We start from the raw sequence: 12,298 nt of genomic DNA on the forward strand, positions 1-12,298 counted from the left end.
GGTAGTGTGATTCTCTGTGACTCTGACAACGACCCCGCCCCGAGCCGCGACCGCCGGTCCACCAGTAGTGCCGCGGCGGCTGGCCGCCCGGCTGTTGGCGCTGACCGAGATCCGCTGGGCGGCAGTAGCCACACTGCTGTTCGCTGCCGGCGGCGCGGCGCAGCTGGCCGGCGCTCCGTCACCGGTGTGGTGGGCGCTGTACCTCGCCTGCTACGCCGCGGGCGGTTGGGAGCCGGCCCTGGCCGGGCTGCGCGCGTTGCGCGGTCGGACCTTGGACGTGGATTTACTGATGATCGTGGCGGCGATCGGTGCGGCCGGGATCGGGCAGGTCTTCGACGGGGCGCTGCTGATCGTCATCTTCGCCACCTCCGGTGCGCTGGAGGCGTTCGCGACCGCGCGGACCGCCGACAGTGTGCGGGCGTTGCTCGACCTCGCCCCGGAACAGGCCACCCGGGTCGACACCGATGGCGCCGAGCAGACGGTGGGCACCGCGCAGTTGCAGGTCGGCGAACTGATCCGGATCCGCCCGGGTGAGCGCGTCGGTGCCGACGCCCTTGTGGTCGTCGGGGCCAGTGAGGTTGATCAGGCCACGATCACCGGTGAGCCGCTGCCGGTGGTCAAGCAGTCGGGCGATGAGGTGTTCGCCGGCGCTCTCAACGGCACCGGCGCCCTGCTGGCTCGGGTGCACCGGGCGGCCGGGGAGTCGGTGATCGCCCGCATCGTGGCCCTGGTCGAGCAGGCCTCGGCGACCAAGGCCCGCACGCAGCTGTTCATCGAGAAGGTCGAGCAGCGGTACTCGGTCGGTGTCGTGGTTGCCACCCTGGCGTTGTTCATGGTGCCGCTGCTGGTCGGTGCGGACCTGCGATCGACGCTGCTACGGGCGATGACGTTCATGATCGTGGCGTCGCCGTGCGCCGTCGTCCTCGCGACGATGCCGCCGCTGCTGTCCGCGATCGCCCTCGCCGGGCGCAACGGGGTACTGGTCAAGTCTGCCGTGGTCATGGAACAACTCGCCGACACCACCGTGGTGGCGTTCGACAAGACCGGCACGCTGACCGAGGGCACCCCCCGCGTCGCCGAGATCCATGCCACCGGCGCTCTCGACGCCGGGCAATTGCTGCGCTGGGCCGCGGCCGCCGAGCATCCCAGTGAACACCCGATCGCCGCGGCAGTGCTGGCAGCCGCCCGCGACCGTGGCCTCGTCCTGCCGGCCGCCGACGACTTCACCTCCACCCCGGGCCGCGGTGTGCGCGCCATCGTCGACGGGCACGTGGTGCAGGTCGGCAGCCCGGCCCTGCTCGATACCGTGACCGGCAGCGCCGGGGGAGTCACCGGTGAGGTGCGTGGCGTTGTCCAGGTGACTCAAGCCGCCGGGCGCACCGCCGTTGTGGTCATGGTGGACGGCCTGCCGGCCGGGGTCCTCGCGCTGGCCGACCGGATCCGCCCGGCCGCCGCCGGCACCGTCACCGCCCTGACCGCGTTGACCGGCACCACACCGGTGCTGCTCACCGGCGACAACCCCGGCGCCGCGGGCCGGCTCGCGACCGAAGCGGGCATCACCGACGTGCACGCCGGGCTACTCCCCGCGGACAAGGTCGACCGGGTCCAGGCGTTGCAGGCCGACGGGGCGCGGGTGCTGCTGGTCGGTGACGGAGTGAACGACGCCCCTGCGCTGGCCACCGCCGACCTCGGCGTGGCGATGGGTTCGCGCGGCTCCGACCTGGCGCTGCAGAGCGCAGACGCGGTCCTGGTCCGCGACGACCTCACCGCCCTGCCCGCCGTCATCACCCTGTCCCGGCGGGCCCGCCGCATCGTCGTGGCGAACTTGGTCATCGCGGGCACGTTCATCACCGTGCTCGTCGCCTGGGACCTGTTCGGCCACCTCCCGCTACCGCTGGGAGTCGCCGGGCACGAAGGGTCCACCGTCATCGTCGGACTCAACGGCCTGCGACTGCTCGCCAACCGGGCCTGGCCGCAACCCCAGAGCCGTCAGCGGTGAGCCGCCGAGCCCGGCCCGCAGCGACTGCCGGCGCCGACTCACGTTGCACCGTGACGATCTGCCGGGGCGGACAGTGCGGCACCGCCAGGATCCCCGGCCTGGACCACGGCGCCCAACTGGCTCACCTGCGCCGCTCACTGGCCGAGGTGGCACAGGTCCGCGTCAGCGGCTGCCTCAATGCCTGCGAACACGCCAATGTGATCGTCATCCAGCCCTCGGCCGCAGGCCGGGCCGCCGGTGGCCGCCCGGCCTGGCTCGGCATGGTCAACGATGCCGACGCCGGCGCCGACATCACCGCCTGGGTTCGCGCAGGCGGACCCGGCATCGCGGATCCACCCGGCGTGCTCGACCTGTACGTCTTCACGGCCACCCGCCGGGTTCGTCACGCGCTGAGCTGACCGGGATCGCCAACTCCGATATACGGCGCTGAGGCTACGGCCGACTGGATCAGCGACGCCGGCCGCGCACAGGACCGCCGCGAGACCGGTCGGATTGCTGGGCCCAGTGCCGTCGGCGCGCAGACAGCCAGGGCGCCGCCCTACCGATCGCACCGTGCGAGCGCCATGATGACGGCGTAGCCGATGACCGGGATGAAGTAGGGGATCACATCGATCGGTACCGAGAAGCAAACCAGCCACAGTCGTACCGGACTCCACGGAGCTGGGTCCGATCGCCTGCAAGTCACTGAGCAGGCGCAGTAGGCCCGGCAGCAGCCGCTGCATCTCGCTCAGACTTGTCCGGCTGCGCTGAAGTCGTGCGGTCGTCTGCCGCCGGGCATGGCCGGCTCCGTTGCTTCGGCGACTTCGATTAGAACCGTCACCCGCTCCCGTAGTGATGTGACTGCGGAATCTCTCCCACCCGTGTGCCAGATACCCCCTAGGGGTATATGGTGATGCGTGGAGGTGGTCGATATGCCAGCAAGCGAGCATGATCATGAGGTTTCGCAAACGCCCGAGTCGCCGCATACCCCGACAGGTGAGCCCATGCGCGACAACGCGAGCCACGGCGGGCACGACGACGCCCCTCACCACGTTTCGGTGTCCACGCTGACCGCCGGCCATCAGGGGTCCGGCCACGACATGGCAGGTCACGGTCATGCGGGCGGGCATCAAGGGCATGACAAGCACGCCGGTCATGATCCGGAGGCGTTCCGGCGCAAGTTCTGGCTGAGCTTGATCCTGACCGTGCCGATCGTGCTGACCAGTCACATGGTGATGGACTGGTTCGGCTACTCGCTCGACTTCCCTGGCATGTCCTGGGTCGGCCCGGTGCTGGGGACCGCGGTGTTCTTCTACGGCGGCTGGCCGTTTTTGGCCGGCGCGGTCAGCGAGGTGCGGGACCGCGCGCCGGGCATGATGCTGCTGATCTCGATGGCCATCACCGTGGCCTATACCGCGTCGATGCTGACCAGCCTTGGTGTGTTCGATTTGGACTTCTGGTGGGAGCTGGCCGCGCTCGTGACCATCATGCTGCTCGGGCACTGGCAGGAAATGAAGGCGATCGGTCAGGCGCAGGGGGCTCTCGCCGCCCTTGCCGCGTTGCTGCCCGACGACGCCGAGAGGCTGACCGGCGAAGGCGCGACAGAGCGGGTGCCGGTCGCTCAGCTGGTGGTGGGCGACACGGTGCTGGTGCGCTCCGGCGCCCGGGTGCCGGCTGACGGTCGGATCATCGACGGCACCGCGGAGCTGGACGAGTCGATGATCACCGGGGAGTCACGGCCGGTGGCGCGGACGGTGGGTGGGCGGGTCGTGGCCGGCACGGTCGCCACCGACTCGACGATCCGGGTCCGCATCGACGCAGTCGGCGACGACACCGCACTGGCCGGGATCGGGCGCCTCGTGGCGCAGGCCCAGGCGTCCAGCGGCCGCGCGCAGGTGCTGGCGGACCGGTTCGCGGCCATGCTGTTCTATGTCGCTACGGGTGCGGCGCTGCTGACGTTTATTGCCTGGTCGGCGCTCGGTGATGTGAACCAGTCGGTGGTGCGCACCGTGACGGTGCTGGTCATCGCCTGCCCGCACGCGCTGGGTCTGGCGATCCCGTTGGTGATCGCGTTGTCGACGGCGATGGCGGCCAAGGCCGGCATCCTGGTGAAGGACCGCCTCGCGCTGGAGCGGATGCGGACCGTCGACGCGGTGTTGTTCGATAAAACCGGCACCCTGACCAAGGGCGCCCACACCGTCGCCGGGATCGCCGCCGCTGTCGGGTTCACCGACGACGAGGCGCTGCGTATCGCCGGGGCCGTCGAAGCCGACAGTGAGCACCCGCTCGCCAGGGCCCTGACCGCGGTCGCCCACGACCGCAACCTGCACGCCTCTGCCACTGGCTTCCGGTCGCTGACCGGTCGCGGGGTGCAGGCGGTGGTCGACGACCGGACGTACGCGGTAGGCGGGCCGGCACTGCTGCGCGAACTTAGCGCCACGGTGCCCGACGACCTTGTCGAGGCCGCGCAGCGCTGGTCCGAGCGGGGAGCTGCGGTCCTGCACCTGCTACTGCTCGAGGAATCCGGCAGTCCGCAGGTCATCGGCGCGTTCGCCCTGGAGGACGAGATCCGGCCCGAGGCGCGTCAAGCCATCGAGCAGCTCCGCCGCCAAGGCGTCAAAAAGATCGTCATGATCACCGGTGACGCCCGGGCGGTTGCCGAAGCGGTCGCCGCCGACCTGGGGTTCAGGCCGGGGGTGGACGAGGTGTTCGCCGAGGTGCTGCCCGCGGACAAGGATCGGGCGGTCGCTGAGCTGCAGGCGCGTGGCCTGATCGTGGCGATGGTCGGCGACGGCGTCAACGACGCGCCGGCCCTGGCCCGCGCGGACGTTGGCCTGGCGATCGGGGCAGGAACGGACGTCGCGATCGAGTCCGCCGGGGTGGTGCTGGCCTCTTCGGACCCGCGCGGGGTCAGCAGCGTGATCCGCCTGTCAAAGGCCTCTTACCGCAAGATGATCCAGAACCTGGCGTGGGCGGCCGGCTACAACGTCATCGCGATCCCGTTGGCCGCCGGGGTGCTGGCCTGGGCGGGGATCACGCTGAGCCCGGCGATCGGGGCGGTGCTGATGAGTGCCTCGACCATCGTGGTCGCGCTCAACGCCCAACTGCTGCGCCGGGTACGCCTGGCCCCCCACCAGCAGTGACGACCAGTGGGGCCTCGATTCGGGGCCAACGCCGGCCTGCGACGTGCGAGCGGCCAGGTGGTCAATCCACCGCCCGGCCAGACCATAAGTCGCCGGTCGCTGATGAGGGGTGGAGGACGTCGGCGATGTCGCTGGGGGCCGAAGATGCCTTTGCGGATCGGCGCGCTAGCGTGGAGGTCATGACCCATCGGCCGACAACAGACATCAGGCGTAGCGCCCGATGGCTGTTGCTGATGGGCACCCTGTTCGGCCTGGCGGCGATGCACACGCTCGGCCATACCGGCATGCAGATGGATCAGCCCGCCCACCACGAAACACCGGTCATGACGTCGATCATGGGTGCGGTGCAGACGTATCTCGAGCCGACGGCGCAGATGCGCGAAGCGCCGTCGTGTACCGGGGATCACTGCCCGGGCGATGACGGTGCGATGAGTCAGTGGAGCGTCTGCCTGGCAGTGCTCGGCGGCTTGGCGGTTTTCGCGTTCCTGTTGGCGGTATTGATCGGCGGTCGGCGCACCGGGACTTCAGCGGCTGGTCAGGCAATGTCTCCGGCGGTCGCCTCCCGGGCGCCCCCGGACAAGTGGTTTGGGCTGACCATTGCATCGACAGCGGTGCTGCGCATTTAGAACAACGGATCCAGGTAGGCGGTCTCATGTCCGCTGCCTGGGGCGTTCGTGCGCACGTTCCCGTTGTCGATGTGAAAGGTTCACTGTTTCCCATGATGCGTAATTCCACGCTGCCCGCTGCCCTACTGCGTCGCGGCCTTCTGGCTGGCGCTGCCGTCACGACGACGCTTGTTCTGTCCGCCTGTGGCGGCGGTGACGACTCGTCGTCGGGCTCCGGCATGGACCACGGTGGCATGGCCGCTACCAGCGCTCCGGCTAGCGCGGCGGCCGCGTTCACCGACGCTGATGTCACCTTCGCCGAGTCGATGATCCCGCATCACCAGCAGGCCGTGCAGATGGCGGCGATGGCCGAGACGCGGGCGTCGAACGCTGAGGTGAAGGAGCTGGCCGCCAAGATCAAGACGGCGCAGCAGCCGGAGATCGACGCGATGAACGGCTGGCTGACCGCCTGGGGCCAGCCCTCGCCGATGGCGAGTATGGGCTCTGACATGTCCGGCATGGACCACGGGTCGATGCCGGGCATGATGAGCGACGCCGACATGAAGAAGTTGATGGGCGCCAAAGGCGCGGCGTTCGACAAGCAGTTCCTCACCATGATGATCAGCCACCACGAAGGTGCCATCGAGATGGCCAAGCAGGAGACGGCGCAGGGCTCCAACGCCGACGCCAAAGCTTTGGCCGAGAAGATCGTCACCGATCAGCAGGCAGAGATCACCACGATGAAGGCGATCCTCGGGCGCCTCTAGGCCCAGTTGACACGCGCCGGGCGCCTGGCAACAGGTGCCCGGCCGTGCCTCGCCTGACAGCTCGACACCATCAGCACACAGAAACGTCGCCGGACCGCGCCCTCAACGCGAAAGGGGGTCGAAGTTGTCGGGCGTGTGGAGCTCGGTAACTGTGATTCCTCGGCGCAGGTGAGCGCCCACGGAGTGGGCTTGAGTGCTACCGAACTCACCGAGAGTGGCTCGCGGATCTCGGTGGTAGCGGCTACCGTATGCCGCGTGAAACCGGCTGCAGCGACGACGGAGCGCCTCGCTCGCCTCGTCCTGCTGCTCTGCACACTGTTCGGGTTCGCTGCGTTGCACACTGTCGGTCATGCCGCCGTCAGCGAGCACCACACCGTCACCTTCACCACGACGGCGTCCGGCCCGGCTTTCGTCTCCGCTGCCTCACCGGTCGACGACGATGACTGCGGCGGTGACGGCTGCACTCATACAGTGGCGATGCCAGCCGACGCGTACGGCGGCTCGTCGCGGTCAGACGTCTGCGTCGCCATTCTCAGTGTCATAGCGATCGGTGTGCTGCTGGGAGCCCGGCTGCTGATGGGCCTGGCTGACCGGGCATCTGCGGCCGACGGCCGACAGTTGGTGCGAACATCCCGGTCCAGTCGGCGGCCGGCCTGGGGTCTTGCGGTGACGGCCGTCGCGGTCATGCGTACCTGAGTCGACCGGTGCTGGGCGTCCATCGCCTGATCCGTTCGACCTGTGTCGTACCGCGCCCCGCACGGCGTACACATTCCCCTGATGCCTTGAGGCTTGCGATCACCCGATCGCCGCGTGGCGCCACGTGCCGTGAGCGGGCTGAACCGCTGGGCATGCCCGGCACGTAGGACGCAACGACGAACTGCCTGCTGGCTTCGCCAGAGGCTGCCACCCGCTGCGGCCCGTCCGGTGCGTTGCTTGCCTCGACGCATGAAGAAAGGACCCTGTCTTCGTGTTGCCAAATACCTCCCCCCGCCGATCATCGCTGCGCGTTCTGGTGTGCGCCATCGCGAGTGCGCTCGCGGTCGCTGCCGGTGTCGCGACCCCCGCGTACGCCGCCCCGTCACCCACGGCGATCGAGGCGCAGATCGACAAGGCCTGGAACCAGCTCGAGCCGGTCATCGAGCAGTACAACCACATCCACAGCCAGTTGCAGGTCAACCGCAACCAGCAGAAAAAGCTGGTCAAGCAACTCAAACCGTTGCAGAGCAAGGTCGACGCCGCCCTGTCGAACGTCGGTGACCTAGCAGCCCGGGCCTACATGCAGGGCGGCCAGTCCGGACTGACCAGCATGCTGGTCAGCGGCTCGCCGTCGGACCTGACCGACAAGCTCACCTACCTCGACCTGATGGCCCGATCCGAGCGTGCGCAGGTCAACGATGTCATCACTTTGCGCGACAAGTACGCCACGAGCAAGAAGACCCTCGATACCGTCACCGCAGGCTTGGCCGCCCGCGACGCCGATCTGGCCGGCAAGAAGAAGGACATCGAGAAGAAGATCAACGACCTGCAGAAGCTGCGGATCAAGGCCTACGGCAGCGCCGGGGGAGCCCGAGGCGCGTTGCGGACCGGGGCCTGCCCGGCCGAGTACAGCAACGACCCGGGCGGTAAAGCCGCCGCCAAGGCGTGCAGTCTGATCGGTAAGCCCTACATCTGGGCGGCCGCCGGACCACGCGGATATGACTGCTCCGGGCTGACCCTGACCGCGTGGGCGGTCAACGGGGTATCGCTGCGGCACTACACCAAATGGCAGTGGTCCGACACCACCCCGGTGAGTCGCGCCGACATCAAACCCGGCGACCTGGTGTTCTGGTTCAGCGACCTGCACCACATGGGCATCTACGTCGGCAACGACACCGTCGTGCACGCCCCGCACACCGGCGACTACGTCCGCATGGCCGGCCTGGACGACATCGGACCGATCGCCGGTTTCCGCCGACCGAGCTGACAACTGACAGCAGGCGCGATAGCGGCGAGCCCGGGAAGCGGCTCGCCGCCCAACCGCACCCGCGGCGAGCCCCACGCACCACGGTCACGGCAGTGTTCGCCGCCCGCCGCCCGCCGCCCGCCGCGCTTGATCGCACTGGCCGACCAGGAGGTCACATGAGTGCCGGTCACACCCACACCACCGCTGACGCCGACGACAACGATTTAGGGCGACCACACGCCGGGCGGCTAACCATCGTGTTGCTGGTGCCGGCAGCCATCATCATCGCCGTGGCAATGATCCTGCTGTGGCCGGCCGGCATCGAACGCGACCCCGCCGCACCCGACGACCGGGTCAACGGCACCGTCACCGCGGTCCAGCCGGTCGACTGCGCCACCGAGCCCGAGATCCCAGGCCCGGCAGGTGAAGAGGGCTCGTACACCCAAGACAGCGTGTGCGGCAGTGTCACCGTCAAGGTGACCAGCGGCGCGAGTTCCGGCAGCACTGTCACCACCGACATCCCCGCCGGACCCGGCGCGGTCACCGTCGAAGCCGGCGACGACATCGAACTGCTCTACCTGCCGGACTCGCCGACCGGGCAGGCGTACTCGATCTACGACCACCAGCGCTCGACCCAGCTGTGGATCCTGGCCGCCGCCTTCGCCGCCGCGGTCATCGCCTTCGGCCGCTGGCGCGGCCTGAGCGCCCTGGCCGGCCTCGCGGTCACCTTCGCTGTACTGCTGTGGTTCATCGTCCCGGCCATCCTTGAAGGCCGATCGCCGCTGTTGATCGCGATCGTCGGCTCCGCCGCGATCATGCTCACCGTGCTGTATCTGACCCACGGTTTACACATGGGCACCACGGTCGCGGTCGCCGGCACGCTGGCCGCTCTGACCATCACCGGTGTGCTGTCGGCGCTGTCCACTGGATTCACCCACCTGACCGGCATTTCCGACGAAACCTCGAACTACCTCAACATCACCCACGCCGACGTCAACATGCAGGGCCTGCTGCTCGCGGGAATCGTCATCGGCTCGCTCGGCGTGCTCGACGACGTCACCGTCACCCAGTCCGCCGCCGTCAGCGAACTGGCCCGCGCCAACCCGGCCTACGGCTTCCGGCAGCTGTACCGCGCCGCCGAACGCATCGGCCGCGCGCACATCGCCTCGGTCATCAACACCATCGTGCTGGCCTACGCAGGCGCGTCACTACCGCTGATGCTGCTGTTCGCCGCCGGCAACGAGCCGATCGGAGCCACCCTCACCACCCCGCTGATCGCGCAGGAACTCGTCCGCAGCATCGTCGGCACCCTCGGCCTCATCGCCGCCGTATCCATCACCACCGCTCTGGCCGCAGCCACCGCCGGCCGGCCCCGGGGGACACGGGAGAAGGTCAAAGCCGACAGGTCGCCTGGAAAGCAGGGCGCGCCAGCAGATCCATGGATGGCGTTCGTGGACGGCCCGGACGGTGGAACGCGGTAAACCAGCCGGAGCCGATGAAGGACGCTAGCGTCGGCCTGCGGGAGTCAGTCCCCGGTGCTCCCGCTCTACGTGCCCTTGACCTCGTCAATGCGGGGGGACAGCACGCCGTCGAGGGTGACGGTAACCAGCCGCCGGCGGGCCGCCGGATTCGGCAGCGCAGCCGCCGCAGTCAACGCGTGCAGGCAGAAGGTGGCCAGTTCACCGGCCGGTACGTCGGTGCGGGCCACACCGGCACTGACAGCTGCGGCAATGACTCCAGTGACGAGCTCGTGCAGCCGTTGTCGGGCGTGGTGCATGTGTTCGGCGCGGTGCAGCGGCGCCGCGAGCTCCATGCCGTGCCCGGCCGGCGGGGACGGTTGGTGGCCGTCTCGGCCGCCGCTGGACAGTTCGGCGTAAGTCGCCAGGACCGTTCGTAGTCGCTCACCGGGCTCAGCGCTGAGGGCAGCGGTGTCGGTGAGCTGCCGCAGGTGCTCGCCGACCTGGCGTTCGTGCCAGGCGACCATGATGGCTTCCACATCCGGGAAGTACTTGTACAGCGTGGCGCGGCCGATACCGACCTGCCCAGCGATCTGGGACATCGTCACGCCCATGCCGTGCTCGTTCACCAGGGCGGCGGTGTTGTCCAGGATCGCCGCCCGCACGCTGCGGCGATGCTCGTCGACGGTGTCGTTCCACAATCTCGGCACACACCTAGCGTACGCACCGACACCGGGGCGTCAGAATGTCTTGCATCGAGACAGAGTGTATTGCAAAATGCGGATGTGGAGTTGCCGAGTCGAGGAGTCAAGATGAGCCAGAAACAATCCGGTGAGCCTGATTCGTCTGCCGGCGGCGGGCCCGACGCCGGCCACGAGGGCGTACCGCGGTGGGTGAAGATTGCCGGTGTCATCGGCGTCGTGGTGGTCGCGCTGGTCGTCGTCATGCTGCTCAGCGGGCACGGCCCGGGTCGACACATGCAACACAGCCTGCAGGCGCCGAGCGTGCCGATGATCGACCACCGGCGATGACCGTCCGGCCCCGGCTGCGGAAGCTGATGCTGGTGGCTCACGTCGGCGCGTCGGTCGGCTGGCTGGGGGCTATCGCCGCGTCGCTGGTCCTGGCCGTGCTCGCGCTGACCGTGGCCGACCCGGCGGTGGCGTGCGCGGCCTATCTGGTGCTGGAGCCGCTGGGCTGGGCGGCGCTGGTCCCGTTCAGCCTCGCCAGCCTGGTCACCGGTGTGATCCAGTCGCTGATCTCGACGTGGGGTCTGGTGCGCCACTACTGGGTGCTGATCAAGTTGGTTATGAACGTGTTCGCCACCGGTGTGCTGCTGCTCTACATGCAGACCTTGGAGGTACTCGCCGGCCTCGCCCGCCGCGCCACCGAGGTAGGCGCGGCGGTGTCACCCACGCCCTCGCCGGTGCTGCACGCCGGCGCCGCCATCGTGCTGCTAATGCTCGCGCTGGTGCTGTCGGTGTTCAAACCGCGCGGGCTGACGCCCTGGGGCTATCGGGAGCGACGAGCGTCGGGCCGCGCTGCAACTCCGTAGAGCCGACTGGCCTGGTGGCTCGGGTAGTTACGGCGGTACCGCCACCTTCGTGCGGGCAGGCGCTCATCCGTGCGTGTCCCCTTAGCGCTGAGCTGTGGCAGGTGTCCGTGGTCACTACGCCAGGCTTATCCCGACACATCGCCGGCCGGCGGCCCTCCAGGCGGCGCACCAGTCCCGAGCGTGACGGACGTGGGGTCCACTTCGCCCCTCGAAGGTGGCGGCCGTTGCTTCGACGGGTCCAGCAGATCACCTACAGTTGGTACAATTCCGGCGCAATGACCAGCTGCGCCGGCCCGAGAGTCCTCATGTTCCGCCTGATCATGCGTGTCGTCACAGCAGCCTTGGTGCTGCTCTGCGCAGCCGCAGTCGATCATGACGCGGCGGGTTCTCGGGCACAGCATGCCCACGCGTCGTCGTCGACGCGCCTGGTCACCGCTGTCACGCAACCGGCGGTGGACGTCCCCGTCGTCCGAACTCCCGGCGGCGGCGAAGCGCTGGCGGACGAAGCGCCGCATGCCGCGCATCTTTGCCTGGTATCGGCAACACCGCCCCAGCCGGGTTGGGCAGTGGCGGACTTCGTGCTGCTGGCCTTGCCGGGCGCGTTGACCAGCGTTGCCTCCCGCGTGCGCACCGCCCGGTGCAGAGTTCCACGGCAGCGCCATGTGTTGATGGAGACCAGCGTCTGCCGGACGTGATCGCCGGGCGTCGGCGTCACACGGGCCGTCTGAGTTCGTAACGGACCACCTGACTTCTGCACCGCTGTTGCCGCTGTCGCGGCCGGCGGGGTGCCGACGCATGCCCGCGTTCCCTGTCTTCGCTGACCTGATGCCGCCGTGCCCGTAACCGGCCGTGCC

12 protein-coding genes are annotated in these 12,298 nt (G+C 69.0%); 11 read left to right on the top strand and 1 reads right to left on the bottom strand.

The window, feature by feature from the left end; genetic code table 11:
* The first annotated feature begins 22 nt into the window (after positions 1–22).
* The 8 genes from WH85_RS04355 to WH85_RS04390 all read left to right on the top strand — a co-directional run bounded on the left by WH85_RS04355 (position 23) and on the right by WH85_RS04390 (position 9,916).
* The gene (locus tag WH85_RS04355) at positions 23–1,999 is read left to right on the top strand and encodes a heavy metal translocating P-type ATPase (protein WP_157410775.1); all 1,977 of its coding nucleotides are present in this window, start codon (positions 23–25) and stop codon (positions 1,997–1,999) included.
* Positions 2,000–2,049: 50 nt separating this feature from the next.
* The gene (locus WH85_RS04360; protein WP_245673812.1) at positions 2,050–2,397 is read left to right on the top strand and encodes a (2Fe-2S) ferredoxin domain-containing protein; all 348 of its coding nucleotides are present in this window, start codon (positions 2,050–2,052) and stop codon (positions 2,395–2,397) included.
* A 681-nt stretch (positions 2,398–3,078) separates the two neighbouring features.
* Positions 3,079–5,121, top strand: coding sequence for a heavy metal translocating P-type ATPase (locus WH85_RS04365; RefSeq protein WP_045740425.1), 2,043 nt, complete (start codon positions 3,079–3,081; stop codon positions 5,119–5,121).
* 179 nt (positions 5,122–5,300) lie between these two features.
* On the top strand, positions 5,301–5,747 hold the full coding sequence (locus WH85_RS04370; RefSeq protein ID WP_157410762.1) for a DUF6153 family protein: 447 nt from the start codon (positions 5,301–5,303) through the stop codon (positions 5,745–5,747).
* 92 nt (positions 5,748–5,839) lie between these two features.
* Entirely contained in the window at positions 5,840–6,493 is a 654-nt protein-coding gene (locus WH85_RS04375; protein WP_045740337.1) for a DUF305 domain-containing protein, read from the top strand.
* Between the two features lie 255 nt (positions 6,494–6,748).
* Positions 6,749–7,189, top strand: a complete 441-nt coding sequence (locus tag WH85_RS04380) for a hypothetical protein (RefSeq protein WP_045740338.1) — start codon at positions 6,749–6,751, stop codon at positions 7,187–7,189.
* A 271-nt stretch (positions 7,190–7,460) separates the two neighbouring features.
* Positions 7,461–8,456 (top strand): C40 family peptidase, encoded by a 996-nt coding sequence (locus WH85_RS04385; RefSeq protein ID WP_245673813.1) that lies wholly within the window; start codon positions 7,461–7,463, stop codon positions 8,454–8,456.
* A gap of 155 nt (positions 8,457–8,611) precedes the next feature.
* Entirely contained in the window at positions 8,612–9,916 is a 1,305-nt protein-coding gene (locus tag WH85_RS04390; protein WP_063775458.1) for a YibE/F family protein, read from the top strand.
* Positions 9,917–9,981: 65 nt separating this feature from the next.
* Here the strand turns inward: WH85_RS04390 and WH85_RS04395 are convergent, their stop codons facing one another.
* Positions 9,982–10,602 carry a TetR/AcrR family transcriptional regulator gene (locus tag WH85_RS04395; RefSeq protein ID WP_045740339.1) on the bottom strand — a complete coding sequence of 207 codons (621 nt, stop codon included), beginning with the start codon at positions 10,600–10,602 and terminating at the stop codon, positions 9,982–9,984.
* A 102-nt stretch (positions 10,603–10,704) separates the two neighbouring features.
* Here WH85_RS04395 and WH85_RS04400 point away from each other — a divergent pair, with 102 nt between their 5' ends.
* The 3 genes from WH85_RS04400 to WH85_RS49985 all read left to right on the top strand — a co-directional run bounded on the left by WH85_RS04400 (position 10,705) and on the right by WH85_RS49985 (position 12,139).
* Positions 10,705–10,923 carry a hypothetical protein gene (locus tag WH85_RS04400; protein ID WP_045740340.1) on the top strand — a complete coding sequence of 73 codons (219 nt, stop codon included), beginning with the start codon at positions 10,705–10,707 and terminating at the stop codon, positions 10,921–10,923.
* Positions 10,920–11,444: a hypothetical protein gene (locus tag WH85_RS04405; RefSeq protein ID WP_045740341.1), complete on the top strand. Its 525-nt coding sequence runs from the start codon at positions 10,920–10,922 to the stop codon at positions 11,442–11,444. Before WH85_RS04400 ends, WH85_RS04405 begins: the two co-directional genes overlap by 4 nt.
* Positions 11,445–11,749: 305 nt before the next feature.
* Complete coding sequence (locus WH85_RS49985) at positions 11,750–12,139, top strand: hypothetical protein (protein ID WP_157410763.1); 390 nt, start codon at positions 11,750–11,752, stop codon at positions 12,137–12,139.
* The last annotated feature ends 159 nt before the right edge of the window (positions 12,140–12,298 follow it).

Origin of the sequence: Actinoplanes rectilineatus, from assembly GCF_000962825.1 — a bacterium.
GTDB classification, from domain to species: Bacteria; Actinomycetota; Actinomycetes; order Mycobacteriales; family Micromonosporaceae; genus Actinoplanes; species Actinoplanes rectilineatus.